Origin of the sequence: Jiangella endophytica, from assembly GCF_003427025.1 — a bacterium.
Taxonomy (GTDB): Bacteria; Actinomycetota; Actinomycetes; order Jiangellales; family Jiangellaceae; genus Jiangella; species Jiangella endophytica.
This window is the reverse complement of sequence record NZ_QVAI01000001.1, coordinates 934,260-960,015: the sequence shown is the minus strand read 5'-3', so window position 1 is coordinate 960,015 and position 25,756 is coordinate 934,260. Positions and strand designations below refer to the sequence as shown.

Genomic DNA, 25,756 nt, shown 5'->3' with positions numbered 1-25,756 from the left:
GTCTCCCGGGTCACATCTCCAGGCCGCCGCGGCACAGGACCGGGCGCACCTCGACCCGGCCGGCCGCGGCCTCGGGCGCCTGGGCGGCGTGCTCGACCGCGCAGTCCAGCGACTCGCACTCGACCAGGTAGAACGCGGCCGGCTGCGCGCCCCCGTCCGGCAGCGGCCCGTCGATCACCGTGCCGGCGTGCACCCGTCTGGTCTGTGACGAATCGGCCAGCGTCTCGGCGAGGATCAACTCGCCGCCGCCGGCCAGCTCGCGGGTCAACGCGGCGTGCGCCGCGTGGCCGGGGCCGGCCGTGGGCGGGTCACGGTAGATGAGGATCAGGTACTTCATCGGCAGCTCCTCGCTCGGGATGCTCTCACCGGTGACGTCGGAGCCGCCGCCCCTGATTCGACATCGGGCGCGGCGCGCATCTAAAGTGTACGAAACCGTTTCGTTCACCCGGAGGTGTCGGTGGTCCCCACCCGAGGCGAGCACCGCGAGGACGCCGTCCTGCGGGCGACGCTGGAGCTGCTGGCCGAGATCGGCTACGGGTCGCTGACCATGGACGCCGTCGCCGCGCGGGCCAAGGCGTCCAAGGCGACCATCTACCGGCGCTGGTCCGGCAAGGCGGAGCTGGTGATCGCCGCGATCGAGCGGCACACCGGCGTAGCCGGCCACCCCGAGCTCGACTCCTGCCGCCCCGGTACGATCCCCGCCCGGCTGGGAGGGCTTCCCACCCTCAGGGCGGGCACCGACAGCGACCGCGACGACAGCAGCACGGACGCCCGCAGCCGCACGGGCTCGGACACCCGCACGGGGCCCGACCCCGGCGCCGGGCCGGGCGCGAGGCCGGGCACCGGCACAGGGCCGGACACGGGGACCAGCACCGGGCCGGACACGGGCACGGGCCCGGACACCCGCACCGGGACCGGCACGCTCCGCGGCGACCTGCTCGGGCTGCTGCGCTCGATGCGCGACCGCCTCACCGGCGAGAGCGCCGCGTTGGTCCTCGGCCTGCTGACGGCCATGCGCGATGACGCCGCGCTGGCGGCGGCGGTCCGGGGCCGGCTGATCGGGGTGAAGCGCGACGCGTTCGCACCGGCGCTGCGACGCGCGGCCGCCCGGGGCGAGATCGCCGCCGACCCCGACCACGAGCTGGTCGCCGAGGTCGCCTCGGCGCTGCTGTTCTCCCGGCTGTTCGTCACCGGTGAGCCGCTCGACGACGCGTTCCTCGACCGGCTGGCCGACGCCGTCATCCTGCCCCTCGTCCAAGGAGTGACGCCTTGATCCTCACCGTCCTGCTCGCGTTCGTCGCGGGCTTCTTCATCGGCAACGGGCTGCCCTATTACGTCGAGGGCAGCACGGGGCGCGCCGTCAACCCGGGCCCGTTCGGCGACGGCGCCGCGGTCAACGTCGTCAGCGGCTGGATCCTGCTCGTCGTCGGGGCGTTGGCCTGGCACTTCGCCGACGTCGCGGCCCATCCGTGGCCGGGGTGGACGGCCGCGGCCCTGGGCGTGCTCGCCGTCGGGCTGATCCACGCGCGCACGTGGCGGGCGGACGTGTGGGGCCGGCGCCGGCCGTGGAACGCTACGAGCTGATCGTCACGCGGTCACCGGGCCGCAGGCGCAGCTCATCGGTCGCGCTGCCCCGGTTGATCGCCAGCGCGAGCCGGCCCGCGGAGTCGACCAGCAGCACCGGGTCGCCCTCCGGCACGGCCGCGTACGACGCCGCCAGCGGCAGGTACGACGACCGCTCGCCGACGGTGACCCGCAGCCGCGCGTGCCCGTCCAGCGCGGCCGCCGTCAGCTCGGCCGCGCCGGCGCACAGCGCGACGTTGCCGAACCGGTCGACGACATGCACCTCGGCCTCGACGGTCTCCGGGCCGACCCGCAGCCACGGGTCCGGCAGCCGCACCAGCGTCGCGACGTCGACGTCCGGACCCAGCGCCGCCACGTCGATCCCGGCGGCCAGGTGCGCCGCGGCGGGCGCGAACACGTCGCGCCCGTCGAACGTCGTCGCGCCGGTGTTCAGCCGGTACTCCGCCGCGGTCAGTTCCACCGCGCGGCCGATGCCGCCGGCCGCGGCCGCCGCCCAGGGCAGCAGCCCGTTGTCCGGCCCGACCAGCACGTGCTCACCGGCGACGACGGCGACCGCTCGGCGCGGCGTGCCCACCTCGGGGTCGACGACGGCCAGCACGACCGACGGCGGCAGGTACGGCAGGGTGTCGGCCAGGACGACGGCGCCGTGCCGCACGTCCTGGGCCGGCACCTCGTGGGTCACGTCGATGACCCGGGCCGTCGGCGTGATGCGGGCGATCACGCCGTGGCAGGCGGCGACGTAGCCGTCGGCCAGCCCGTAGTCGGTCAGGAACGCGACCCACGCAGCCGTCATCGATTCACCAGCACCGCCGTCACGACGTCGTCCATGGCCACCAGGCCCACCTCGGTGCCGTCGGCGTCGACGACGATGCCCAGTTGCGAGCGGGCGTCGCGCAGCACGTCGGCGGCCTGGGCGAGGTCGGCGCCGTCGGGGATGCGCGCGACCGGCAGCGCGGCGACGCCTGCCGTCCACGGCGTGCCGGCCGCCCGTGCGCTCAGCGCGCCCCGCACGTGCACGGCACCCACCGGCGAACCGGCGTCGTCGCGGACCACGAGCCGGGTGCGCTCACTGTTCCGGCCGGCCTCGATGACGTCCTGCGGGCCCGCGCCGGCCGGAACCGACACGATGCGCTCGGCCGGCACCATGATCGTGCGCACCTGCTGCTCCGGCGCGACCAGCGCGCGGGTGAGCAGGCCGTAGTCGTCGGCGCCGATCAGGCCGAGCCGGTTCGACTCGCGGACCAGCTGGTGCAGCTGCTCGCGGTTGCGGATCGTGACGATCTCGTCCCTCGGCGTCACCCGGACCAACCGCAACAGCACGTTGGTGACGCCGTTGAGCAGCACCAGCAGCCAGCGGACCAGGAACGCGTAAGCGCGGAAGGCCGGCGCCAGGATCATCGCCGACTGCTCCGGATGCGCGATGGCCCACGACTTCGGCGCCATCTCGCCGACGACGACGTGCAGGAACGTCACCCCGGTCAGCGCGATGATCAACGCGACGATGTCGGCGGTGCCGTCGGGCATGCCGAGGGCGTGCAGCGGCCCTTCGAGGAGGTGGTGGAAGGCCGGCTCGGCCACCATGCCCAGGCCGACCACGACCATGGTGATGCCGAGCTGCGCGCCGGCCAGCATGAGCGACAGCTCGCGGATGCCGGACAGCGCCGCCTTCGCGCCGCGTTTGCCGGCCACGACCGCTCGCTCGATGCGGTGCCGCCGGGCGCCGACGAGGGCGAATTCGGCGGCGACGAAGAACGCGCTGGCGATCAGCAGGCCGACGGTGACGAGGATCGCGGTGACCGGGCTCACTGGGCCGCCTCCGCGTTCCCGTCGGTGGGCACGAGGCCGAGGCGGCGCAGCCGCACCAGCTCCGGCACGTGCCGCGCGACCGTCACGACCTCGATCTCGACGCGGTCGCGGCCGTCGTTCTCGGCGCCGACGACCAGGCGGTCGGCGGGCTCGGCGAACCGGCCCAGCTCGGCGACGATGAGGCCGGCGACGGTGTCGTAGTCGTCGGACTCGTGTAGGGGCAGGCCGGTGCGCGAGGCGGCCTCGTCGACCCGCAGGCCGGCGTCGAGCTGCCACCAGTCGCCGTCCTGCGTCACCGGCACGGCCTGCTGGTCGGTCTCGTCGGTGATGTCGCCGAACAGCTCCTCGGAGACGTCCTCGAGTGTGACGATGCCGGCCAGGCCGCCGTACTCGTCGACGACGCAGGCGAACTCGTCGCCGGCGTCCTGCATCTGCTCGACCAGCGCCGGCAGCGGCAGGCTGTCGGGCACCACCAGCGGCCGGCGGGCGATGTCGCGGACCAGCGTGGTGCCGACGTCACCGGGCGCGACGTACATCAGCTCGCGCACGCCGACGACGCCGACGACCTCGTCGGTCTCCTCGCCCCGGACCGGGTAGTTGGAATGGCCGTGGGTGGCGACCAGCTCGATGACGGCGGCCGCGGTGTCGTCGCCGCGCACGCCGCGCACGTCCGGCCGCGGCACCATGGCCTCGCCGGCGGTGTGCTCGGAGAAGTACAGCGCGCGGCCGAGGATGCCCGAGAGCTGCGACGACAGCGAGCCGCCCGCCTCGGACTCGCCGATGACGTGGCCCAGCTCCTCCAGCGTGGCGCCGTGGTGCAGCTCCTCGACCGGCTCGATGCCGACCTTGCGCAGCAACCAGGCGGCGGAGTTGTCGAACAGCCGCACCACCGGGCCGCTGACGGCCAGGTAGAGGTGGGTCGACGACGCCAGCAGCTTGGCCAGGCTCTCGGGGGTGGCCAGCGCGAGGTTCTTCGGGAACAGCTCGCCCAGCACCATCTGGATGATCGTCGCGACGGCGAAGCCGACCGCGACCGAGACGCCCGGGACGGCGCTCTCAGGGAGCCCGACGGACTCCAGCAGCGGGCGGACGACCTGCGCGAACGCCGGCTCGGCGATGAGACCGACGATGAGTCCGGTGACGGTGATGCCGACCTGGGCGGCCGACAGCATGAAGGACAGGCGCTCCATGACGCGGATCGCCGAGGCGGCTCGCTTGTCGCCGGCGTCTGCCTGGCGGGCGAGCTCGACCCGGTCGGCCGAGACGTAGGCGAACTCCTGGGCGACGAAATAGGCGGTCCCGAAGGTCAGGACGAAGACCGCGACGATCGCCAGCGCGGCGCTCATGGCCGAACCCCGCGGGCGAGAGAGAGATCAGGATGCAGGTCGCAGATGCGACTTGACGCGTCCGTCTGCACGGCGGACACAGCTCCTTCCGGGATGGGGCGAGAACCCCAGTGTGATGTGTGGAGCCACCAAGCCTAGCGGACCAGGTCGTCGGCGGACCGCAGGACCTCGGCGCATCGAGGCCGGCCGGCGCCGTGGCGCGGGGCGTCTCGGCGAGACCCACATGAGAGCCGTCTCATCCTCGGCTCACCTCCAGCTCATGCACGGCGGCCAGGCTGGCCGGCGTGCCCGGACCGTCTGCCGACCCCGGCCTCGCGCTGCTGACCGGCCCGTCCGTCCCCGACATCCTCGACGCGGCGCTGACGCCGGCCGGCGCGACGCTGCTGGGCTGGACCCTGCGCGACGTCGACCACCGCCCCGGCGACCGCACGACCGCGTCGTACGTCGTACGGGCGTCGTGGGCGGACGGCGAGCGGGACGAGACGTTCGCGGCGTCCGTGTCCGGGTCGCGCCCGTCCGGCGGGCTGGTCGTCACCGACGGCGACCGGTACGTCCAGGTGTGGCGGTTCCCGCACGACCCGGAGCTGCCGGGGCTCGCGGCCGCCTGCTACCCGTCGTCGGCCGCGGAACTGCTACGCGGGCTGGGCCTGCCCCCGGACGGCGTTCAGCTGCGGGTGGTCGCGTACCGGCCGCGCAAGCGCGCCGTCATCGAGGTCGTCACGTCGCGGCACCGGCTGTTCGTCAAGGTGCTGCGGCCGAGCCAGGTGCGCGACGTCGACAGCCGGCACCGGGTGCTGACGTCGGCCGGGGTTCCGGTGCCGCGCAGCCTCGGCTGGAGCGACGACGGGATCATCGTGCTGGCGCCGCTGCGGGGCACGCCGCTGCGCAGCGCCCTGGAGTCCGGCGCGACGGCACTGCGCGACCCGGGTGAGCTGGTGGCGCTGCTGGACCGGCTCCCCGCCGAGGTCGCCGGACTGCCGCGGCGGGCGCCGTGGTCGGCGCATGCGGAGCACTACGCGGAGGTGGTCGCGTCCGCCGCGCCGTCGTCGGCGCCGCGGGTGCGGTCGCTGGCGGCCGCCGTGTCGGTCGGGCTGGCCGGGTTCGACGACGGCGACGAGCCGACGCACGGCGACTTCTACGACGCCCAGCTCTTCGTCGAGCACGGCGGCGTCAGCGGGCTGCTCGACATCGACACGATCGGCCCCGGCCGCCGCGCCGACGATCTCGGCTGTCTGCTGGCTCACCTCTCCGTCCTGGCGACCGGCCCGTTCGCCGCCGCTTCAGGAGCGCGGGCCGCACTGGCCGAATGGCTCCCCGTCCTGTCACGGGAGGTGGACCCCGCCGAGCTCCGGCTGCGCGCCGCCGGTGTGACGTTGTCGCTGGCCACCGGCCCGCACCGAGCCCAGGACCCGGACTGGGAACAGGCCACCGCCGACCGCGTCGCACTGGCCGGACGCTGGCTCGACGCGGCTGAGGCGGGCGGCTCGGGCGCAGCTGAGAGCGCTCTCATGCGGCTCTCCTGATCAGTTCATCGCGGCCCGCGAGTCTGGTCAGGTCAGCACAAGACGCCGGGACCTCTCCGGCGTCCAGGTCACAGGAGGAAACGATGAAGCTCCAGAAGAAGACGTGGATCGCGGTCGGGACGATGGCGGCGCTCGGCCTCGGCGCCGGCAGCGCGGTGGCCGCACCCATCCTCAGCGGGGCACAGACGCCGGCCCCGGGTGTGGCGGACGTGTCGTCGAACTCCTCGGCACCGTCCTCGGCCTCGACCGGCGCCTCGGCGAACTCGGCGAACTCGGCGAACTCGGCGAACAGCCCCGCCTCGGCGAACTCCGCTACCTCGGCCGACTCGCCCGCCGACCCGGCCTCCGCGAACAGCCCGAACAGCCCGGCCAGCCCCGCCTCTTCCACGACGGCGAACAGCCCGGCTTCGGCGAACTCCGCCGTCTCGGCCGACTCGCCCGCCGACCCGGCCTCCGCGAACAGCCCGAACAGCCCGGCCAGCCCCGCCTCGCCGAACAGCGCCTCGTCCGCCGGCTGACCCACCCCTCCCCCGCGAGCGGCGGGCGTCCCCACGGGCGCCCGCCGCTCACTCGCGTCCACCCCGCCCCGGGCCGCCGGCCCGCCCCGGCCCGCCCCGGCCCGCCCCGGCCCCCCGGCCCACCCCGGCGGCCCCGGCCCACGTTGATCTTGGAGTTGTTCGGCCATCTAACGGACATATCGCCCACGAAATCCGAACAACTCCAAGATCAACTCGGCAGGGGCGGGCGGGGGGCGGGGCGTCAGCGGGCGGGCGGGGGCGGGGCGTCAGGGGGCGGGCGGGGGCGGGCCGTCGTCTCCGGGGCTGACGAGGCGGTAGCCGATGCCCCGCACCGTCACGAACCGGTCGCTGCCGAGCTTGCGCCGCAGGTACCGCACGTACACGTCGACGACGTTGGAGCCGGGGTCGAAGTCGTAGCCCCACACCCGGCTCAGCAGCTGCTCCCGGCTGAGCACCTGGCCCGGGTGCCGCAGGAACGTCTCGGCCAGCGAGAACTCGCGCGCCGACAGCTCCACCGTCCGCTCGTCCACCGTCGCCCGGCGAGTGCGCAGGTCCAGCGACAGCCCGCCGTGGTGCAGCACCATCGCCTCCGGCGCGCGGTCCTCGCGCAGCCGCAGCCGGATGCGGGCGAGGAGTTCCTCGAACCGGAACGGCTTGGCCATGTAGTCGTCGGCGCCACCCTCGAGGCCGGCGACGGTGTCGGTGATGGAGTCGCGCGCGGTCAGGATGATCACCGGCAGCTCGTTGCGGGCCTCGCGCAGCTGCCGCAGCACCGAGAACCCGTCGATGATCGGCAGCCCGATGTCGAGGATGACGAGGTCGAAGCCGCCGGTCATCGCGTAGTCGAAGGCGCCGCGGCCGTCGCCGACGACGGTGGGGGTCATGCCGGCGGCGCGCAGCCCCTTCTCGATGAACGCCGCGATGCGCGGTTCGTCCTCGGCGATCAGGATCCTGCTCATCTACGCTTCCTCCTCCACGAGGTCGTCGGCCGCCGCGGTGCCGGTGAGCGGCAGCGCGACGGTGAAGGTCGCACCGCCGCCGGGCCGGCTGTCGACGGTGACGGTGCCGCGATGCGCCTCGGCGATCGCGCGGACGATGGCAAGGCCCAGGCCGGAGCCTTCGACGCCGCGGCCGACGTCGGCGCGAGCGAACCGGTCGAAGATGCGGTCGAGGTCGTCGGCGGCGATGCCGGCGCCGGTGTCGCGGACCCACAGCCGCGCCCCGTCGCTGGTGAGCGCGCTGCCGACGGCGATGACGTCGCCCGGCGCGGTGAACTTCACGGCGTTCGAGATCAGCTGCAGCAGCGCCTGGGTGATCCGCTGCGGGTCCAGCGGCACAGTCGCCGACGCCCGCGCGTCGATGCGCCACTGCCGGTCGGCGAGGGCGCGGGCCTTGTCGAGGACCTCGTCGACCAGCCGGTCCAGCTCGACGGGGCGCGGGTGAACGAAGTCGGGCCGCGTGGACTTGGCCAGCATGACGAGGTCGTCGACCATGCGGCGCATGCGGTCCAGCTCGTCGAGGACGAGGACGCGGACCTCCTCGACGTCGCCGGGGTCGGCGGAGTCCATCAGCTCGAGGTGACCGCGGATGATCGTGATCGGCGTGCGCAGCTCGTGCCCGGCATCGTCGAGCGCGTCGCGCTGGCCGGCGAAGGCGATCTCCAGGCGGTCGAGCATGTCGTTGAACGTTCGGGCGAGCGCGGAGATGTCGTCGGTGCCGGTGACGGGGATGCGGCCGGACAGGTCGGTGTCGCTGATGCGCTGCGCTGTCTCGCGCAGCAGCCGGATCGGCCGCAGGAGCCGCCCGGCGACCAGCCAGCCGACGACGCCGACCATGGCCAGCGACGAGAGCGCGACCAGCGCGAACGTCTGGTAGGCGTCGACCACCTCGGACTGCTCGAGGTCACGCGAGTAGGCGATGACGTAGAGGCCCTGCGCGGTGTCGCCGGGAACGGTGACCGGCACCGTCACGTAGCGCAGCTGGCCGAGATCGTCGGTGTCCACCGATCGCGGCCGCACCCGCGTGCTGCCGCCCTGCTGGGCCACCATGGCGACGAAGTCGTCGTCGGTCTCCAGTCGCACGTCGACGTCGGTGCCGGGTGCCCAGGCCTGCCTGCCGTCGACCAGGGACAGCAGGCCCTCGTTGCGGTCCGGCACGTTGCGCTGCATGACGACCTCGAGGAAGCGGTCGACGGTGGTGAAGTCGCCGCCGGTCTCGGGGTCGATGCCGGAGTCGGCGAACTCGCGGAACTCCTCGACCTCCTGGGCGAGGTTGTCGTCGATGCGGGCGTCGACGCGCTCACGCTGGACGAGGAAGGACGTCACGCCGGCCACCAGCATGCCGATCGCCGCGACCCCCAGCACCGCGGCCAGCACACGTGTCCGTACGGCGACCCGGACCCGCACTCCTCCGGCCGCGTCGTCACGACCCCGGCTCAGTCGTCGTCTCCGTCGTCATCGCCGTCGTCGTCTCCGTCGTCGCCGTCATCGTCTCCGTCGTCGTCGCCGGGGCGGACCGGCGGCGGCGGCTCGACCGGCTGCCCGCCGGTCCCGTCGGGCGGCGGGGTCGTGACGGCCGGGGTGGGGCTCGGCGTCTGCGTGGGCGACGACGGCGTGCGCGTCGGCTCGCTGCCGTCGGGGCTGGCCGGGCCGACCTCGACCGGCTCACCGAAGTCGTCGCCGGTCGACGGCGTCGCCAGCAGCGCGCCGACACCGAAGATGCCCGCGGCCACGACCGCCAGCGCGGTGATGGTGAGGGTGGCCGCCGACTTCATGCTCAGCATGCTGCGCGGGCCCGGCGAGAGCACGATGAGACGCCGATGAGAGCTCTCTCATCCGCGGCGAGGTCCATCCCGGGAGTCTGCCACCGACACGGCGTCAGCGCAGCCGCGTCACCTCGACCGTCACGCCCAGCGACTGGCTGTCGCCGCCGTGGTAGATGCCGCGCAGCGGGGTGACGTCGTCGTAGTCGCGGCCGCGGGCGACCACGACGTGACCGGGCCCGGGGACGGCGTCGTTGGTCGGGTCGTAGGCCCGCCACCCGCCCGCCCACCACTCCACCCAGGCGTGGCTCTCGCCGGTGACCGTCTCGCCGACCGCCGCGCCGGACCGCGGGTGCAGGTACCCGGACACGTACCGCGCCGGCACGCCGGCCGACCGGAGCAGGGCGATGGTGACGTGCGCGAAGTCCTGGCAGACGCCGCGGCCCTCGCCGAGCGCCTCGACGGCGTTGGTGTGCACGCTGGTGGACCCGGTGACGTAGGCCAGCCGCTCGTGCGTCCAGCCCGCCGCCAGCCGTGCGCCGTCGTCGGGCGTCGCGGCCGCCCTGACCTGGTCGGCGACCGCCAGCAGCTCGGCGTCCGGCGTGGTGCGCCGGGTCTGGGTGAGATATTCGCCCAGCTCGTCGACGGTGTCCGAGTCGGCGAGGACGGACCACGGCTCCGCGGCTTCGACGTCCCCCGTCGGCGCCGTCTCGACGACGCAGCTCGCCGTCACCGTCAGCTCGGAGTGCGCGGCGTGCACGTCGAACGCCGTCACGACGGAACCGAAGTAGTCGACGTAGCGGTAGAGCGACGCCGCCGGGCTGACCTCGACCGTCGCGTCGAGGACCCGCTGGCGGGGGTCGCTGCGCGGCGTCACGCGCGCCTCGTTGTAGGAGGAGAACACCGGGCCGGCGTACCGGTAGCCGGTGTGGTGCCGCACCGACAGCAGCCAGCCGGCCGCCGTCACAGCGCCACCTCCTCGGCCCACCGCACCAGCAGCGACTTGCCGAAGTAGCGGCTCGTGACCTCGTCGGACGTGCGCGAGGTGAGCCGCAGGAGCGACTCGATGAGGCTGGGGAGGTCGTCGAGCAGTTCCGCCGACGAGCGGAACTCCAGCGCCAGCCGCATGCGGCCGAGCGCGCGGCGGGCGCCGTCGGCCACGCCCAGGCGGTCGTCCAGGCCGGGGTCCAGCTCGCGCAGCAGCGACTCGGCGGCGGCCAGCGAGAACGCGACCGACCGCGGCGACAGCTGGTCGCGCAGCAGGAACTCCGCGACGTTGGCCGGCGACACCGCGCCCTGGTAGACGCGGACGAACGTGTCGTGGCCGCCGACGCTGCGCAGCAGCCCGGCCAGGACCGACGCCCGGCCCTCGGCCAGTGCCGGGGTCGACAGCATGCGGGCGGCCATGTCGATGCGCTCCAGCGCGACCCCGAGCGACAGGAACCGCCAGCCGTCGTCGCGGACCATCGTCGTGGAGATCAGCCCGGTGGTCATCGCGGTGCGCTCGCGGACGTAGTGGCAGAACACCTGCGGCCCGAGCACCGCCGCGGCCATGCGTCGCTCGGCCAGGCCGTGCCAGGTGACGTTGAGCGCCTCCCACAGCTCGCTGGAGAGGATCTCGCGGGCGCCGCGGGCGTTCTCGCGGGCCGCCGTCAGCGCCGCGGTGATGGAGGCCGGCGACTCCTGGTCGAAGGCCAGCAGGCCGACCACGGACGTCGGCGTCACGGCCGCGTCGCCGGGGTCGACGCCCATCGCGGCGAGCAGGGTGCGCAGCTGGCGCTCCTGGTCGGTGCCCGGCTCGTCCTGGATGCGGGTCAGGTGGACGTCGAGCACGCGCGCCTTCGCGTCGGCCCGCTCGAGGTAGCGGCCGATCCAGTACAGCGACTCCGCGATGCGGCTCAGCATGCTGCCTCCCGGGCCTGTTGCTGCTGTTGCTGCTGCTCACGCGGCGGTTCGGCCGGGCCGAGGTCGGGCGGGACGGCGAGCGGGCGGCGTCCGTCGACGTGATCGCCCAGGCCGGGCGCTCCGGCGCCGGCGGGCAGGTCGGCCTCGGGTTCGGTGAGGTCGGCGCCGGCGAGGACCGCGCTGCTCTCGCCGACGGCGTCGGCGACCGGCTCCGCGGGACGAGCCGGCGACGCCAGCACCCAGGTGTCCTTCGAGCCGCCGCCCTGACTGGAGTTGACGATCAGGCTGCCCTCCGGGAGCGCGACCCGGGTGAGGCCGCCCGGCAGCACCCACACGTCGCGGCCGTCGTTGACGGCGAACGGGCGCAGGTCGACGTGGCGGGGCGCGAGCTGGTCGCCGATCAGCGTCGGCACCGTCGACAGCCGGACCGGCCGCTGCGCGACGTAGCCGCGCGGGTTCGCCTCGACCGCCGAGCGCAGCGCCGCCAGTTCGTCGTCCGTCGCCTGCGGCCCGATGACGATGCCCTTGCCGCCGGACCCGTCGACCGGCTTGAGCACGAGGTCGCCGAGGTTCGACAGCACCTGCGCGATGTTCTCCGGGGTGTCCAGCCGCCAGGTCTCGACGTTGCGCAGCACCGGTTCCTCGCTGAGGTAGTACCGGATGAGGTCGGGCACGTAGGTGTAGATGAGCTTGTCGTCGGCGACGCCGTTGCCGACCGCGTTGGCCAGCGTGACGTTGCCGGCCCGGGCGGCGTTGAGCAGGCCGGGGCTGCCGACCATGGAGTCGGCGCGGAACTGCACCGGGTCGAGGAAGTCGTCGTCGACCCGCCGGTAGATGACGTCGACGCGCTGGTGCCCGCGCGTGGTGCGGATGCGCACCTCGTTGCCGACGACGGACAGGTCGCGGCCCTCGACCAGTTGCACGCCCATCTGCCGGGCCAGCAGCGTGTGCTCGGAGTAGGCCGCGTTGTGCACGCCGGGGGTCAGCACCACGATCGTCGGGTCCTCGACGCCGGGCGGGGCGGCCGCGCGCAGCGCCTCCAGCAGCCGGGCCGGGTAGCCCGCGACGGGGCGGACCAGGTGCCCGGCGAACAGGTCCGGCAGCACCCGCGCCAGCGCCCGCCGGTTCTCGACGACGTACGACACCCCGGACGGCGTGCGCAGGTTGTCCTCGAGGACACGGAACTCGCCGGTCTCGTCGCGGACGAGGTCGATGCCGGAGACGTGCACCCGCACCCCGTTCGGCGGCCGGATGCCGAACGCCTGCCGATGGAAGTGCTGCGACGACACCACCACCTGCCGCGGCACGACGCCGTCGCGGAACACCAGCCCGGACCCGTAGACGTCGTCGAGGAACGCCTCCAGCGCGCGGACCCGCTGCGCGACCCCGCGCTCCACGACGTCCCACTCGGCGGCGGTGATGATGCGCGGGACGATGTCCAGCGGGAACGGCCGCTCGACGCCCTCGTGGTCGAACGTGATGCCCTGGTCGCGGAAGACCGTGGCGAGGAAGTCGGCCAGGCTGGCCAGCACCTCGGGGCCGGCCGCGGTCAGCGCCTCGTGCAGGCCGCCGTACGTGGGCCGCGGCTCGCCGTCGGGCGTGTAGACCTCGTCCCATGCGGCCCCGAATCGGTATCCGGCCAGCATGTCGGTCATAACTGGGCAGCGTAGAACCGGTGTGTTACGCGGACAAGACGCCGACGTGACCGGGCGGCCGTCACCGCGCCGGGGCGGGGACCGTCCAGCTCCAGCCGTCGGAGAGCAACCCCCCGTCCGTCCATTCGCCGGCCTCCCAGGCGGAGCCGCCCCAGAGCAGCACCACGCCGCCGCCCGCGGTGTCGGCGAACGCGGCCGACTGGCCCTGCAGGTGCTCGTCGACCGGCAGGTCCGGCACGCGCGTCCAGCTGCCGGTCGGGACGTCCAGAGCCCAGGCGCCGGAGACGATCGTCCGGTCGCCGCTCACGTCGCCCGGCAGCGTGAAGCCGTCCAGCGGATCGCGCTCGGCCCGGTCCGGCAGCTCCGACCAGGTGCCGGTCGCCGGGTCGAGGAGGCCGGCGTAGCCGATCTCGCGGCCCCAGTGGTTCGTCTCGCCACCGTCGGCCGTGCCCTCGACCGCGCTGACCAGCACGTCGCCGACCCGGTGGAAGCCGAACCCGCTGAGGACGTCGCCGCCCGGGAGCACGGTCCAGGTGCCGGTCGCGAGGTCGAGCCGTGCGGCGTCGACGACCGGTGGCTCGATGCCGGGGTTCGGGACCAGTGCGGCGGCCAGCAGCACGGCGCCGTCGTCGGTGCCGACCAGCCGGCGGTCGTACGACGGCCCGAGCGGGTCGGCCGGCAGCGGCGACCAGCTGTCCGCTGCGGCGTCGTAGACGAGGTCGGACGGCAGCGGGTCCATGGCCACCGGCACCTCCGCGCCTGGGACCTCGTGCGAGTCGTGGTAGGCGACGACGCGGTCGCCGGCCACCGTCAGCGGCAGCCAGTCCGCAGCGCCGGGCGGCGTCAGCTCGGCCCACGCGTCGGTCGCGGCGTCGTAGGACACGAACCGCTCGCCGGCCAGCAGGTAGACGGTGTCGCCGACGACCGCCGCGGTGGCCGGCCCCGCCCAGACCGGCACCGGCGCGTCGGCGATGGGCGTCCACTCGTCCGCCTCGGGGTCGTACGCGGCGCCGTCGCGCAGCGGCTCCGGCGGCGCGGCGCAGTCCGCGTTCGGCGGGCAGGGCGGTTCGTCGCTGCCGCCGATGACCAGGATCCGCGCGCCGGCCGTGACCGTCAGCGGCGCCTCGCGCGGGCTCAGCGGCGACTCCGCGACCGGCCGCCAGGCCGGCTCGCCGTCCGTCCCCGGACCGGCCGCCGTCTCACCGCATCCGGCCGTCAGCAGGACCAGGCCCGCCGCGGCCACCCACCGTGCCGCCTTCATGCTGATTGGACTCGGTGCCGGCGTCAGCGGTTCTCCTTGCGGATCACCAGCTTCAGGCCGGACCACACGGCGTCGATGGCGCACACTTTCACGTCGACCAGGCCGCGCGGCAGCGCCACCTCGCGCACGACGTCCTCCGTGAGGTCGGTCGGCACCTTGCCGGCCCGCTTCGGCCAGGCCACCCAGACGGCGCCGGCGCGCTCGATGCGGGCCTCGTGGGCGGGCAGGTCGCGTTCGAGAGCGGCGCGATCGCGCAGGAACGCGACGACGACGTCGTACGGCCCGGGCCCCGCGCGGTGGTCCAGCCCGGCGACGTCGGGCAGGCCGGCCAGCACGAACCCGTCCGGCGCGCCGTCGAGCAGCACCCGGTGCCCCGCCTTGATGCCGAGCTTGCGCACCAGCGGCGTGCCGGAGTAGCCCGTCGTCACGGCAGGCCCAGCTCCTCGGCGAACAGGTCGTAACCGACGAACGAGACGATGTCGAGGATCGAGTGCGCGATGACCAGCGGCATCACCCGGCCGGTGCGATGGTAGAAGTACGCGAACACCACGCCCATCAGCATGTTGCCGATGGCCATGCCGTACCCCTGGTACAGGTGGTACGTGCCGCGCAGCACCGCGCTCGTCGCGATGATCGCCGGCAGCTCCCAGCCCAGCTGCTTGAGCCGCGTCATCAGGAACCCGACGACGATGACCTCCTCGACCACCGCGTTCTGCAACGCCGAGAGCACCAGCACCGGCACCGTCCACCAGTACGCGTTGAGGGTGCTCGCCTGGATCGACACGTTCATGTCCAGCGCGTGCCCGAGGAAGTAGATGCCCAGCCCCGGCAGCCCGATGACGGCCGACAGCCCGACGCCGAACAGCAGGTCGCGCCGCGGCTGGGCGAGGTCGAAGCCGATGCGTTTCAGCGCCGACCGCCCCGGCCCGGACAGCAGGTACAGCGCCAGCGCCACCGGCACCAGCGCGAACCCGATGGACAGCACCTGGTAGGTGAGGTCGAGGTACTCGCGGACGCTGCGCGACGCGTTCAGCGTGGCGGTCTGCTCGCTCAGCCGCTCCGGCCGGGTCAGCCGGGCGATGAGGCTGACGACGGCGTAGACGGCGGACTGCCCGAGCGACAGCCCGAGCACGATCCAGATCTCCGCGGTCAGCCGCCGCCTCGACGTCGTCTCGACGCCCGCCGCGGGCAGATCCTGGGTCACCACCGTTCGAGCGTAGCGGCGTTCCCTGAGCGTGGGCTTAATCCGGCACGCGTGCACCGGCCCCGGCGCGGGCTCAAACGCGCCGGGGCCGGGAGCCCGGGGTGACGGGTTCAGCGGCGGGCCCGCTTCAGCCCCACGTACTCGAGGACGGTGAAGACCGCGACCAGACCGGCCTGCAGCAGGATCCACACCGTCCCGGCCGTGGTCGGGTCGAACCAGCCGGCCGCGACCACGACCACGCTGTCGAGCACCCAGACGGCGTTGAGGACGAGGAGCACACCCACCCAGAAGACCGGAGCCTCCCGCCGGGTCGACAGGTAGATCACGAGGACGCCCGCGACGAGGAAGGCACCCGCCGGGTAGAGCAGCGCCGTCGGCAGCCCCAGCCGGTCGCTGATCCACCCGGCCGCGAACAGGTACACGAGCCCGTTGAGCGTGGTGGCGATGCCGTCCAGCTCCAGGGTCCAGCGCAGCAGCGGCGTCTCCCGGATCCGGGCGACGGCGGGGGTGCGGGTGACGGTGTCAGCGGCCATGGTGACCAGCTCCTTCGTGATGTCGTTCGGACACCACGACCGTCGCCCGGAAGGCACTGCCAACCACAGACCTGGCACTGCCAAGTACTGCCAGTTCAGCTGGTGCGGGTGCGCAGATCGTGCGCGACGACGCGGGCGGCGGCGTTCTGCCAGTTGTAGAGCGTCCGCTCGGGGACGTAGCGGCGCAGCCAGTCGAACGCCCGGCGCGAGGTGTCGTCGAGGCCGCTGAGGTCGGGCTGCCGGCGGTACGGGCGGATGCCGGCGACGTAGGGGAAGTAGAGCGCGTTGAAGTGCCGCCACTCCTCGCTGGTGCCGAAGTCGGCGTCGCGCGGGCGCAACCGTTCGATGCTCTCCAGCAGCAGCGCCTTCAGCTCGGTCGCGCGGTCCAGGGCGTGGCCGTCGCGGCCGCTGCCGGCCAGCCGGTCGTCGACGGCGGGCAGGGCGAGCAGCGGGCTCGACACCAGCTTGCCGAGGTCGCCGTAGTTGCGCAGCGCGTCGCGGACCAGCCGGGTGAACGCGTCGTCGTCGAGGTCGTCGAGGTGGCGCCGCTCGTCGCGGCGGGGCAGTGCGTCGGAGGCGTCGCGCAGCTCGGCCCGCGACTCCCGCAGCGCCGGCGTCCCGGCGAACGCCAGCCGGTCGACGGCGGCCTGGACCACGCTGGCGAGCGTCACGACGGCGATGGCGGCGCCGACGACACCGAAGGTGAGCGCCCGGAGCGCGTCGTCCGCGTCGCCGTCGCCGGACGCGAGCGCGACCAGCCCGACCTGCCCGCCGAACACGATCGCCGCGAGCAGCGCCCCGACGGCGGAGCGGCGCAGGTCCGCGCCCAGCGCCTCGCCCGCCTCCAGCGCGTTCGTCACCGCGACGACGACGCCCAGCACGACGAGGTCGACCCCGACGGCCGCGAGCACCACGCCGTCGGGCAGCCACCCCATCGGCACCAGCACGGCCACCGCGCCGAGCCCGAACAGCAACGTCGCCAGCACGACGACGCCCTGGCGCAGCTCGAGCGGCGCGGTCCGGGCGCGCAGCACCAACCACAGCGCCGCCGCGAGCGGCAGCAGCACCAGCACCGCCGTCAGCGGCTCCCAGCCGCCGCCCACGACCGCGGCCGCCACCAACTCCGCGACACCCAGCGGCAGCACCGCGAACCGCCACGCCCGCTCGGCCGGCCCGCGCCACGGCGCGCCGTGGGGCAGCAACGCCAGCAGCACGCCGGTCCAGATCAGCGCCGGCAGCCCCGCCAACACGTACCCCAGCGCGTCGACGACCGACCCGTCGAACGGCGTCAGCGCCAGGGCCAGCGCGTACGACACCAGGCCCAGCCCGGCACGGCGCATCGCGGCGTCGCCGGGGTCGCGGCCGGCCAGGTACAGCCCCAGCCACCAGGCGACACAGAACGCCGCGACCGCCAACACCAGCACGAGAGGAGGCTAACGGCTCGCACTAGGCTGAGAGCCAGCCCGGTGTTCCGACGCCGTACACCTCGGCTTCCCCTGCAGGTGACGACGGAGGGTTGGATCGAGGCCGTGAGCGACTCCGAGCACGAGCACCAGCACGGCGACGGATCGGAGCCGCGCCACCGCGACGTCCTGGCCGGCGCCGGCGGGCTGGTCCTGGCCACGACCGCGCCGGGCACCGCAGCCGGCGTCACCCGCACCGCCACCGGCACGCCCGGCGCCGCCCGAGCGTCGCGCATCACCCACGGCCGCACGCTCGTCCACGCCGACCTGCACAACCACACCATGTTGTCCGACGGCTCCGGCGACCCCGCGCTGGCCTACGAGTCCATGCGCTCCGCCGGCCTCGACGTCGCGGCGCTCACCGACCACGCGACGCTGTCCGACGGCGTGCTCAGCATCCTCGACCCGCTGCTCCCCGACGGCGTCAACCGGATCACCGGGCTGAGCCGCAGCGGCTGGCGGCGCACCCGCGAACTGGCCGACGCCGCCGACGAGCCGGGCGAGTTCACCGCCATCCGCGGCTTCGAATGGACGAACCCGCTGCTCGGCCACGTCAACGTGTGGTTCACCGACGCCTACACCGACGTGCTCGACGCCACGCTGATGGGCGGCTTCTACCGCTGGCTCACCCGCGACGACGGCTTCTTCGGCCTCGGCGACGGCGGTGCCGACGGCCTGGCCGGCTTCAACCACCCGGGCCGCGAGCCGGGCCGCTTCAACGACTTCCGGTACGAGCCGAAGGCGCACGACCAGCTGGTCAGCCTCGAGATGTTCAACCGCTACGACGACTACCTCTTCGAGGGCTGGGCCAAGGGCATCAGCTCACCGCTGGTGACCTGCCTGAACGCCGGCTGGCGGCCCGGGCTGTCCGGCGTCACCGACGAACACGGCACCGACTGGGGCTACCCGGAGGGCAAGGGCCGCACCGGCATGTGGGTCACCGGGAACACCCGCGAGGCGGTCTTCCGGGCCATGACGGAACGGCGGTTCTTCGCCACCCGCATCTCCGGCCTGCGCCTCGACGCGACGGCCGACGGCGCGCCGATGGGCGGCTCGCTCCGCCGACCCCGCGGCGACGTCCGCTTCGCCGTCGACCTCGACCGCGGCGCCGACTGGGACGGCCGCCGGCTCGACATCCAGGTGCTGCGCCCCGGTGAGGGCGTCCCGGTGGTCGCCGACGTGGTCGAGGCCGCGGCCGGCCGCGTCACCCGGTTCACGGTGCCGCTGGACGCCGACGACGGCGGCTGGGTCGTCCTGCGCGTGTCGGACCCGTCCCAGCCCAACGGCACACCCGGCCCCGACGGCCACCCCTGCAACGACTTCGGTGTCGCCTACTCCAGCCCCTGGTGGGTCGACCCCGCCTGACGGACTACCGGCGACGGCCGCAAACCGGTACATTTCGCCCTCGTGTCCATGCATCCTCGGAATGTAGCGGCCCGCCGGCGGCGCGCCCTCCCAGCCCTCGTCGCCCTCGCACTGGGAGCGGCCGGCCTCACCGCACTGCCGGCCGCCGGCGCCGGACCGGCCGGCGAGCCGGCCGAGACCGCCGTCCAGACGATCGCGCTCGACGACCTCCTCGCCGAGGCGGGGCCGACGGTGCGGGCCGACGGACCCTCCGTCGGGACCGGCCCGATCGAGACCGACCCGTTCGACGTCGCCGCCGTCACCTGGCCCGCCGCCGAGGGCGCGACCGACGTCCACCTCCTGGTGCGGGCCCGTGGCGCCGAGGCGTGGACCCCCTGGTACGAGCTGCACGACGACGGCCACGCGCCGGACCCGGGCACGCCCGAGGCGGCGGACGCCCGGCGCGGCACCGATCCGGTGATCGTGCCCGGCTCCGAGGCGATCGAACTGCGGGTCGAGGCGCCTGACGGCGGCGAGCTGCCCGAGGGCCTCGAGCTCACGCTGATCGACCCCGGCACGACCGCCGCCGACGCTGCGGCGGAGCCGGCCGAGGCGGCAGCGGCGCCGGCCGAGGCGGCGACGACGGCCGGGACCCGCGCCAGCGCACCCAAGCCGGTCATCTACAGCCGGGCCGCCTGGGGCGCCGACGAGTCGCTGCGTGAGCAGACCGACCCGCTCTACGGCGACGTCCAGGGCGGCTTCGTCCACCACACCGCCGGCACCAACACCTACACCGAGGCCGAGGTCCCCGCGATCCTGCGCGGCATCTACGAGTACCACGTCGTCGGCCGTGGCTGGCGCGACGTCGGCTACAACTTCTTCGTCGACCGGTTCGGCCGCATCTGGGAAGGCCGCTGGGGCGGCATCGACCGGTCCGTCGTCGGCGCGCACGTCGAGGGCTACAACAGCTACTCCGTCGGCGTCGCCGCGCTCGGCGAGTTCACCGCGACCCAGCCCGGTCAGCCCGTCGTCGACGCCTACGCACGGCTGTTCGGCTGGAAGTTCGGCCTGACCGGCGTCGACCCGCAAGGCAGCTTCGCCTACCCCGGCCAGCAGACACTGCCCACGATCGCGGGCCACCGCGACGGCACCGCGACGGAGTGCCCGGGCGAACTGCTGTACGCCCAGCTGGGCGCCATCCGCGACGCCACGGACGCCGTCCTGAACCCGCCGCCGGTGCCGGACCACGACTTCGACGGCGACGGCAACACCGACCTCATCGCCCGCGAGAACACCGGCCGGCTGTACTTCTTCCCCGGCGAGGGCGGCCGCACCCTCGCGCCGCCGGTCCCGATCGGCACCGCCACGACGTGGAACCGCTACACCGCGCTGGCCGGCGGCAGCGACTTCGACAACGACGGCCGCGCCGACATGGTCGCCCGCGAGAACACCGGCCGGCTCTACTTCGTGCCCGGCCGGGGCGACGGCACCTTCGCGCCCCGGGTGGCCAGCGGCACGTCGACGACCTGGAACCGGTACACGACCATCGTCGACGCCGGCGACCTGAACCGCTCCGGCCGCGACGACCTCGTCGCCGTCGAGAACACCGGCAAGCTCTACTTCATCCCGGGCCGGGGCGACGGCACGTTCGGGGTCCGGGTGCAGATCGGCACCGCCACGACGTGGGGCCGCTACACCGCCCTGGTCGGCGGCAACGACTTCGACAACGACGGCCACCCGGACCTGGTCGCGCGGGAGAACAGCGGCCGGCTCTACTTCTTCCCGGGCCGCACCAACGGGACGTACGGGCCGCGGACGCAGATCGGGACGTCCACGACGTGGGGCCGCTACACCGCGATGACCGGCGTCGGCGACCTCAACAACTCGGGCCGGGCCGACATCGTCATGGTCGAGAACACCGGCCGGCTCTACTTCCTGCCGGGCCGCGGCGACGGCACGTTCGGGACCCGGATCCAGATCGGTACCGCGACGACGTGGGGGCGCTACACGGCGATCGTCTGAGCGCGCGCGACTTCACCGGGGCGATGCCGGGCGTTCATTCCGGCCTTGACCCATAGTCGGGACAGCTGTGATGGGATCGGACATCCCCCACGTCCCGGAGGTCGCCGTGCCCGCATCGCCGTCCACCCTCGACCGCCGCCGGTTCCTCGCGCTGACCGGCGGCGGCGCGCTGACGTTCGCCGCCGCGCTCGCCGGGTTCTCAGCCGCGCCGGTCCGCGCCAGCCCGGTGTTCCGCGCCAACCCGTTCACGCTCGGCGTCGCGTCGGGCGATCCGGTGCCGGACGGTGTCGTGCTGTGGACGCGGCTGGCGCCGGACCCGCTGGCGGCCGACGGGCTCGGCGGGATGGCGCAGCGGGCGGTCCCGGTGCAGTGGCAGGTCGCCCGCGACCCGCGGTTCCGGCAGGTCGAGCGGGCCGGTGTCGTCCGGGCCACGCCGGAGCTGGCCCACTCGGTGCACGCCGAGGTCGGCGGGCTGGAGCCGGGCCGCGACTACTGGTACCGGTTCCGCGCGGGCAGCGAGCTGAGCCCCGTCGGCCGCACCCGCACCGCCCCGGCCGCCGGCACCCGCCCGGACCAGGTCCGCTTCGCCTACGCCAGCTGCCAGAACTACGCCGAGGGCTACTTCACCGCCTACCGCCACCTGGCCGAGGAGGACGTCGACCTCGTCGTCCACCTGGGCGACTACATCTACGAGGGCGCCAACGTCGGCACCATCGGCCGCGCCCACCTGCCCGCCGTCGAGTGCTTCTCGCTGACCGACTACCGCATCCGCTACAGCCAGTACAAGAGCGACCCGGACCTGCAGGCCGCGCACGCCGTCGCGCCGTGGGTCGTGGTGCTCGACGACCACGAGATCGACAACAACTGGGCCGACGACGTCGACGGCGGCGGTGTGGGCGGCGAGGTGTTCCGGGCCCGGCGGATCGCCGCGCTGAAGGCGTACTACGAGAACATGCCGCTACGCCGCGCGTCGATGCCGGTCGGCCCGGACATGCAGCTCTACCGGCGGCTGCGCTACGGCACGCTGGCCGACTTCAACGTCGTCGACACCCGCCAGTTCCGCGACGACCAGGCCTGCGGCGACGGCCGGCAGATCGACTGCGCCGACCGCCTGGACCCCGCCCGCACCATGCTCGGCGACGCGCAGGAGGCGTGGCTGCTGGACGGGCTGGCGGACTCGCCGGCGACGTGGAAGGTCATGGCCAACCAGATCTTCATGATGCAGGCCGACCACGAGGCCGGCCCGGTGCAGGCGTTCGGTATGGACACCTGGGACGGCTATGCCGCGGCCCGGACCCGGCTGCTCGACGGCGTGCGCGAGCGCGGCGTCGGCGACTTCGTCGTCATCACCGGCGACGCTCACCGCAGTGTCGCCGCCGACCTCAAGGCGAACTTCGACGACCCCGGGTCGGCCACGGTCGGCGCCGAGTTCCTCGCGACGTCGGTCAGCGCCGGCGGCGACGGCGTCGACCAGGACCCGCTCGGCGGCGTCTGGCTGGCCGAGAACCCGCACATGAAGTTCCACAACGTCCAGCGCGGCTACGCCACCTGCACGCTGACGCCGGACGCCTGGCGCACCGACTACCGCGTCGTCCCGTACGTCCGCGAGCCCGGCGCTCCGGTCAGCACCCGGGCCAGCGTCCACGTCGAGGCCGGCGTCCCCGGCATCGCCGAGGTCTCCTGAATTGATCACGTTGAGTGGGGGTGCTCCCGCTCTACCAGGCATGCATGCCTGGGGAAGCGAGCACAACCCTCCTTGACGTGATCATTTCCAGGCGGGTCAGTCGTCCAGGCCGCGGGCCTGCAGCGCCTCACCCATCGCGTCGGCGTGCCGCAGCACGCCGACGACGAGGGGGACGGCGAACGCGCGGACGCTGCGCTCGCGGCCGCGCGCCCAGCGGGCCTCCCGGATCCGCCCGGCGATCCCGGCGATGACGGGGACGCTGCGCAACGCCAGCGACATCAGCAATGAGACGCGGGCCGGGTCGACGCCGAAGCGGCGCAGCGGCTCCAGGCCCCGTTCCAGCGCCGCCATCAGGGCGGTCGTGCGTGTCGTCAACGTGACCAGCGCGGCCAGCGCCACCGCGAGCACCAGCCGGGCCGTCAACGCGACGGCCGTCGGCAGGTCCGCGATCAGCACCTGCACGACCAGCAGCACGACGACCAGCCAGCGCAGCGGCCGCAACTGACCCCACGCGGCCCGCCGGCCCACGCGCGCCAACGCGTACAGCGCCACCACGACGACCGTCGCCACGCCCACGAGCAGCAGCGACCGCGCGAACACCAGCGCCGTGCACGCGGCCGCGAGCAGGGCGAGCTTCAGCCCGGCCGGCGCCCGGTGCACCGGCGACGTCCCGGCGACGTACGCGCCGGTCAGCAGGCTCACCGGACCACCTCGAACAACCCGGCCACCCCCATGCCGCCGCCGATCGCCGCGGTCGCGAGCCCGAGCGTCCCGGCCGGCGCTCCACCGCGGACCAGCCGTGCGAACAGCCGGACGACGACCACGGCGCCCGAGGCGCCCCACGGGTGCCCCAGCGCGAGCGCGCCCCCGTCGGCGCAGACCAGCTCCGCGTGCTCGCCCAGCGGGTCCAGCCCCAGCGCGTCGGTGACGGCGAGCACCTGACCGGCGAAGGCCTCGACGATCTCGACGGCGGCGACGTCGCTCAGCGCGACCCGCGCGGCCGCGAGCACCCGGTGGACGGCCGGCACCGGGCCCCAGCCGGGCAGCCGCGGATCGCAGCCGACGACGGCGCCCGCGACCAGCCGCAGCCCCGGCCGGCCGGCCCGCAGGTCCTCACCGGTCAGCGCGACGACGGCGGCGCCGTCGCTGTTGGCGCACGAGTTGCCGGCCGTGACCGTGCCCCGCGGGACGAAGGCGGCCGGCATCCGGGCCAGCACGGCGGGATCGAGCCGCCGCGGCCGGTCGTCGTGCTCCAGCCCGCCGACCGGCACCAGCTCGGCGTCGAACCTGGCCGCGTCGCGGGCGAGCAACGCCTTCGCGTGGCTGGCGGCGGCGTAGGCGTCCTGCCGGCCACGGGTGACGCCGCGGCGGCGGGCGAGGTCGTCGGCGGCGGCGCCCATGTCCGGGTCGCCGAACTCGGGCGGAGTGAACGGCGCTCGGTCGTACGGCCCGGCGCTGCCGCCGCCGGGCGCGACGCGGTGCGACCGCTGCGGCGCCGTCGACGCGCTCTCGGCCCCACCCGCCAGCACCAGCCGTGCCTCGCCGGACCGGATCGCCTGCCCGGCCTGCAGGATCGCGGCCAGCCCGCTGCCGCACTGCCGGTCGACGGTCACGCCCGGCACGGCGACGTCGAACCCCGCGGCCAGCGCCGCGACCCGCGCGATGTTCCCGCCCGGGCCCATGCAGTTGCCGAGCACGACGTCGTCGACGGGGCGCATCGCGGTGAGCGGCCACACGTCGTCGACGACCGCCGACAGCACCGGCGCGGCCAGCTGCTCGACCGTGAGCTCGCGCAACGCCTTCCCGGCGGTCCCGATGGGCGTCCGCCGCGCCGCGACGACGACCGGCGCGCTCACGTCAGCGGCCGGGTGGGCAGGTCGCCGGCGGCCAGGCCCGCGCCGATCAGCGCACGGGCCGGCTTGCCGGTGGACGTCCGGGGCAGCTCGTCGACGGCGAGCCAGCGGCGCGGCCGTTGTGCCGGGGCCAGTCGGGTGCGGGCGGCATCCTCCAGCGCGGCCCGGCGCACGCCGTCGCCCTGCACGACGGCGGCGACCACCTGCCCGAGCCCGGCGTGCGGCAGCCCCACCACCACGACGCCGTCGACGCCGGGCACGGCGGACAGCACCGCCTCGACGTCCTCGGGGACGACGGTCGCGCCGCCGGTGAGCACGGCGCCGTCGCCGCGGCCGCGCAGGGTCAGCGGGCCGGCGGCGTCCTCGGCCAGGTCGCCGACCGTCGCCCAGCCGTCCGCGTCGCGACGCAGCGGGCCGCTGGCGGCGCCGACGTATCCGTGCGCGAGCCAGGGCGAGCGCACCCAGACCTCACCGAGGCCGGGCGCCACCGGCCGCCGCGTGATCTCCACGCCGTCGAACGGCCGCAGGCCGGCGCCGTCCGGGTCGACGGCGACGAAGGACAGCTCGGTCGCGCCGTAGTACGCGACGACCCCGACCCCCAGGTCAGCCGCGCGGTCGCGCAGCGCCGTCCCCAGTGCGGCGCCGCCGACCACCGCCGTCCGCAGCCGCCGCGGCCGGGCGTCGAGCACCGTGGCCAGCCGGTGCGGCACCAGATGCACGACGTCGGCCGCCGGCAGCGCGGCCCGCAGCCCCGTCTCCGACCAGTCGCCGGTCAGCAGCAGCGTCGCGCCGGCCGCCAGCGTGTGCGCCGCCGCGAACGCCGTCAGCGACCACGACAGCGACCCCGGCACCAGCACGGCGTCGGCGGCGGTGAGCCCGGTCAGCCGGTCGGTGGCCGGGAACGACCCGGTCCACGACGACCGCGACCGCACGACCACGCGCGGCCGGCCCGTGCTGCCGGACGTGAACCCGGCCCAGGCCAGGTCGTGCACGCCGGCGTCGTCGATGGTCGCGGGCAACGGGCCGAGCAACGCCCTCCGGTGCTCAGGCCGCCACGACGGGTCGCAGGCGAGCGGGACCGCGCCCGCGGCGTCGGCCGCCAGCATCGCGGTGAGCTGCGCGACCGGGTCGCCGTCGGGCAGCGGGACCAGCGTGCCCGGCTTGACGTCCGGGCGGGCGCGGCCGGCGGCCGCGGCCAGCTGGGCGTAGGTGCGCTCCGCGTCGCCGCACCGGACGGCGACGCGGTGCGGCTGGGCGGCCGCGTGTGCCAAGACCTCGCGGAAGACCGGCATCG

At 74.6% G+C, this 25,756-nt stretch carries 25 protein-coding genes; 7 read left to right on the top strand and 18 right to left on the bottom strand.

Translation table 11 applies throughout. From position 1 onward, the window contains the following. Positions 1-10 precede the first annotated feature (10 nt). The gene (locus tag DZA62_RS04250) at positions 11-337 is read right to left on the bottom strand and encodes a YciI family protein (protein WP_116947471.1); all 327 of its coding nucleotides are present in this window, start codon (positions 335-337) and stop codon (positions 11-13) included. A 120-nt stretch (positions 338-457) separates the two neighbouring features. Between DZA62_RS04250 and DZA62_RS04245 the strand changes: the two genes are divergently transcribed. Together DZA62_RS04245 and DZA62_RS04240 are read left to right on the top strand one after the other, a co-directional pair. Beyond that, a complete protein-coding gene (locus DZA62_RS04245) occupies positions 458-1,273 on the top strand; it encodes a TetR/AcrR family transcriptional regulator (protein WP_198663394.1) in 816 nt (271 codons plus the stop codon). Continuing rightward, positions 1,270-1,584 (top strand): hypothetical protein, encoded by a 315-nt coding sequence (locus tag DZA62_RS04240; protein ID WP_116947469.1) that lies wholly within the window; start codon positions 1,270-1,272, stop codon positions 1,582-1,584. The genes DZA62_RS04245 and DZA62_RS04240 overlap by 4 nt, the downstream gene beginning before the upstream one ends. On the opposite strand, the gene DZA62_RS04235 is transcribed toward DZA62_RS04240, so the two are convergent. The 3 genes from DZA62_RS04235 to DZA62_RS04225 are packed head-to-tail and all read right to left on the bottom strand — an operon-like array spanning position 1,574 to position 4,736. Further along, on the bottom strand, positions 1,574-2,377 hold the full coding sequence (locus DZA62_RS04235) for an SAM hydrolase/SAM-dependent halogenase family protein (RefSeq protein WP_116947468.1): 804 nt from the start codon (positions 2,375-2,377) through the stop codon (positions 1,574-1,576). The genes DZA62_RS04240 and DZA62_RS04235 overlap by 11 nt on opposite strands. Next, entirely contained in the window at positions 2,374-3,390 is a 1,017-nt protein-coding gene (locus DZA62_RS04230) for a hemolysin family protein (RefSeq protein ID WP_116947467.1), read from the bottom strand. Before DZA62_RS04230 ends, DZA62_RS04235 begins: the two co-directional genes overlap by 4 nt. Beyond that, a complete protein-coding gene (locus DZA62_RS04225) occupies positions 3,387-4,736 on the bottom strand; it encodes a hemolysin family protein (RefSeq protein WP_116947466.1) in 1,350 nt (449 codons plus the stop codon). Before DZA62_RS04225 ends, DZA62_RS04230 begins: the two co-directional genes overlap by 4 nt. Before the next feature lie 284 nt (positions 4,737-5,020). Here DZA62_RS04225 and DZA62_RS04220 point away from each other — a divergent pair, with 284 nt between their 5' ends. After that, the gene (locus tag DZA62_RS04220) at positions 5,021-6,259 is read left to right on the top strand and encodes a phosphotransferase (RefSeq protein ID WP_116947465.1); all 1,239 of its coding nucleotides are present in this window, start codon (positions 5,021-5,023) and stop codon (positions 6,257-6,259) included. Here DZA62_RS04220 and DZA62_RS04215 read toward each other — a convergent pair. The 3 genes from DZA62_RS04215 to DZA62_RS04205 all read right to left on the bottom strand — a co-directional run bounded on the left by DZA62_RS04215 (position 6,243) and on the right by DZA62_RS04205 (position 9,152). Further along, positions 6,243-6,782 (bottom strand): hypothetical protein, encoded by a 540-nt coding sequence (locus DZA62_RS04215; RefSeq protein WP_116947464.1) that lies wholly within the window; start codon positions 6,780-6,782, stop codon positions 6,243-6,245. The two genes, DZA62_RS04220 and DZA62_RS04215, sit on opposite strands and share 17 nt — an antisense overlap. Positions 6,783-7,043: 261 nt before the next feature. Continuing rightward, entirely contained in the window at positions 7,044-7,736 is a 693-nt protein-coding gene (locus DZA62_RS04210; protein WP_116947463.1) for a response regulator transcription factor, read from the bottom strand. Continuing rightward, positions 7,737-9,152 (bottom strand): sensor histidine kinase, encoded by a 1,416-nt coding sequence (locus tag DZA62_RS04205; protein ID WP_198663393.1) that lies wholly within the window; start codon positions 9,150-9,152, stop codon positions 7,737-7,739. It lies immediately after the preceding gene. A gap of 2 nt (positions 9,153-9,154) precedes the next feature. Between DZA62_RS04205 and DZA62_RS37485 the strand changes: the two genes are divergently transcribed. Next, positions 9,155-9,733, top strand: coding sequence for an MHYT domain-containing protein (locus tag DZA62_RS37485; RefSeq protein WP_116947462.1), 579 nt, complete (start codon positions 9,155-9,157; stop codon positions 9,731-9,733). On the opposite strand, the gene DZA62_RS04195 is transcribed toward DZA62_RS37485, so the two are convergent. From DZA62_RS04195 to DZA62_RS04160, 8 genes are all read right to left on the bottom strand, one after another. After that, entirely contained in the window at positions 9,654-10,505 is an 852-nt protein-coding gene (locus DZA62_RS04195; RefSeq protein ID WP_116947461.1) for a transglutaminase family protein, read from the bottom strand. The two genes, DZA62_RS37485 and DZA62_RS04195, sit on opposite strands and share 80 nt — an antisense overlap. Beyond that, a complete protein-coding gene (locus DZA62_RS04190) occupies positions 10,502-11,443 on the bottom strand; it encodes an alpha-E domain-containing protein (protein ID WP_116947460.1) in 942 nt (313 codons plus the stop codon). Before DZA62_RS04190 ends, DZA62_RS04195 begins: the two co-directional genes overlap by 4 nt. Next, positions 11,437-13,098: a circularly permuted type 2 ATP-grasp protein gene (locus DZA62_RS04185; RefSeq protein WP_116947459.1), complete on the bottom strand. Its 1,662-nt coding sequence runs from the start codon at positions 13,096-13,098 to the stop codon at positions 11,437-11,439. The genes DZA62_RS04190 and DZA62_RS04185 overlap by 7 nt, the downstream gene beginning before the upstream one ends. A gap of 61 nt (positions 13,099-13,159) precedes the next feature. Beyond that, positions 13,160-14,359: a Kelch repeat-containing protein gene (locus tag DZA62_RS04180; RefSeq protein WP_116947458.1), complete on the bottom strand. Its 1,200-nt coding sequence runs from the start codon at positions 14,357-14,359 to the stop codon at positions 13,160-13,162. 23 nt (positions 14,360-14,382) lie between these two features. Then, positions 14,383-14,787 carry a DUF3052 family protein gene (locus DZA62_RS04175; RefSeq protein WP_116947457.1) on the bottom strand — a complete coding sequence of 135 codons (405 nt, stop codon included), beginning with the start codon at positions 14,785-14,787 and terminating at the stop codon, positions 14,383-14,385. After that, the gene (locus tag DZA62_RS04170) at positions 14,784-15,566 is read right to left on the bottom strand and encodes a CPBP family intramembrane glutamic endopeptidase (protein ID WP_198663392.1); all 783 of its coding nucleotides are present in this window, start codon (positions 15,564-15,566) and stop codon (positions 14,784-14,786) included. The genes DZA62_RS04175 and DZA62_RS04170 overlap by 4 nt, the downstream gene beginning before the upstream one ends. A 107-nt stretch (positions 15,567-15,673) precedes the next feature. Then, the gene (locus DZA62_RS04165; protein ID WP_116947456.1) at positions 15,674-16,096 is read right to left on the bottom strand and encodes a hypothetical protein; all 423 of its coding nucleotides are present in this window, start codon (positions 16,094-16,096) and stop codon (positions 15,674-15,676) included. A 95-nt stretch (positions 16,097-16,191) separates the two neighbouring features. Further along, positions 16,192-17,520 (bottom strand): hypothetical protein, encoded by a 1,329-nt coding sequence (locus DZA62_RS04160; RefSeq protein WP_116947455.1) that lies wholly within the window; start codon positions 17,518-17,520, stop codon positions 16,192-16,194. 105 nt (positions 17,521-17,625) lie between these two features. Here DZA62_RS04160 and DZA62_RS04155 point away from each other — a divergent pair, with 105 nt between their 5' ends. The 3 genes from DZA62_RS04155 to DZA62_RS04145 all read left to right on the top strand — a co-directional run bounded on the left by DZA62_RS04155 (position 17,626) and on the right by DZA62_RS04145 (position 22,609). Continuing rightward, the gene (locus DZA62_RS04155) at positions 17,626-18,924 is read left to right on the top strand and encodes a CehA/McbA family metallohydrolase (protein ID WP_116947580.1); all 1,299 of its coding nucleotides are present in this window, start codon (positions 17,626-17,628) and stop codon (positions 18,922-18,924) included. Between the two features lie 48 nt (positions 18,925-18,972). Further along, positions 18,973-20,925, top strand: a complete 1,953-nt coding sequence (locus DZA62_RS04150) for an FG-GAP-like repeat-containing protein (protein WP_116947454.1) — start codon at positions 18,973-18,975, stop codon at positions 20,923-20,925. A gap of 70 nt (positions 20,926-20,995) precedes the next feature. Further along, complete coding sequence (locus DZA62_RS04145; protein ID WP_116947453.1) at positions 20,996-22,609, top strand: alkaline phosphatase D family protein; 1,614 nt, start codon at positions 20,996-20,998, stop codon at positions 22,607-22,609. A gap of 96 nt (positions 22,610-22,705) precedes the next feature. Here DZA62_RS04145 and DZA62_RS04140 read toward each other — a convergent pair whose 3' ends face one another. Genes DZA62_RS04140 through DZA62_RS04130 form a run of 3 tightly spaced genes read right to left on the bottom strand, consistent with a single transcriptional unit; the run spans position 22,706 to position 25,754 of the window. After that, on the bottom strand, positions 22,706-23,302 hold the full coding sequence (locus DZA62_RS04140) for an energy-coupling factor transporter transmembrane component T (protein WP_198663414.1): 597 nt from the start codon (positions 23,300-23,302) through the stop codon (positions 22,706-22,708). Positions 23,303-23,307: 5 nt separating this feature from the next. Further along, positions 23,308-24,465, bottom strand: coding sequence for a thiolase family protein (locus DZA62_RS04135; RefSeq protein WP_116947451.1), 1,158 nt, complete (start codon positions 24,463-24,465; stop codon positions 23,308-23,310). After that, positions 24,462-25,754 (bottom strand): AMP-binding protein, encoded by a 1,293-nt coding sequence (locus DZA62_RS04130; RefSeq protein ID WP_116947450.1) that lies wholly within the window; start codon positions 25,752-25,754, stop codon positions 24,462-24,464. The genes DZA62_RS04135 and DZA62_RS04130 overlap by 4 nt, the downstream gene beginning before the upstream one ends. Positions 25,755-25,756: the final 2 nt, after the last annotated feature.

Excerpts from the sequence above, each read along its gene's own strand:
- DZA62_RS04130 (WP_116947450.1), bottom strand. The coding sequence starts at position 25,754 with ATGCCGGTCTTCCGCGAGGTCTTGGCACACGCGGCCGCCCAGCCGCAC.
- DZA62_RS04210 (WP_116947463.1), bottom strand. The coding sequence starts at position 7,736 with ATGAGCAGGATCCTGATCGCCGAGGACGAACCGCGCATCGCGGCGTTC.
- DZA62_RS04190 (WP_116947460.1), bottom strand. The coding sequence starts at position 11,443 with ATGCTGAGCCGCATCGCGGAGTCGCTGTACTGGATCGGCCGCTACCTC.
- DZA62_RS04235 (WP_116947468.1), bottom strand. The coding sequence starts at position 2,377 with ATGACGGCTGCGTGGGTCGCGTTCCTGACCGACTACGGGCTGGCCGAC.
- DZA62_RS04180 (WP_116947458.1), bottom strand. The coding sequence starts at position 14,359 with ATGAAGGCGGCACGGTGGGTGGCCGCGGCGGGCCTGGTCCTGCTGACG.
- DZA62_RS04145 (WP_116947453.1), top strand. The coding sequence starts at position 20,996 with ATGGGATCGGACATCCCCCACGTCCCGGAGGTCGCCGTGCCCGCATCG.
- DZA62_RS04165 (WP_116947456.1), bottom strand. The coding sequence starts at position 16,096 with ATGGCCGCTGACACCGTCACCCGCACCCCCGCCGTCGCCCGGATCCGG.
- DZA62_RS04250 (WP_116947471.1), bottom strand. The coding sequence starts at position 337 with ATGAAGTACCTGATCCTCATCTACCGTGACCCGCCCACGGCCGGCCCC.
- DZA62_RS04185 (WP_116947459.1), bottom strand. The coding sequence starts at position 13,098 with ATGACCGACATGCTGGCCGGATACCGATTCGGGGCCGCATGGGACGAG.
- DZA62_RS04150 (WP_116947454.1), top strand. The coding sequence starts at position 18,973 with ATGCATCCTCGGAATGTAGCGGCCCGCCGGCGGCGCGCCCTCCCAGCC.
- DZA62_RS04225 (WP_116947466.1), bottom strand. The coding sequence starts at position 4,736 with ATGAGCGCCGCGCTGGCGATCGTCGCGGTCTTCGTCCTGACCTTCGGG.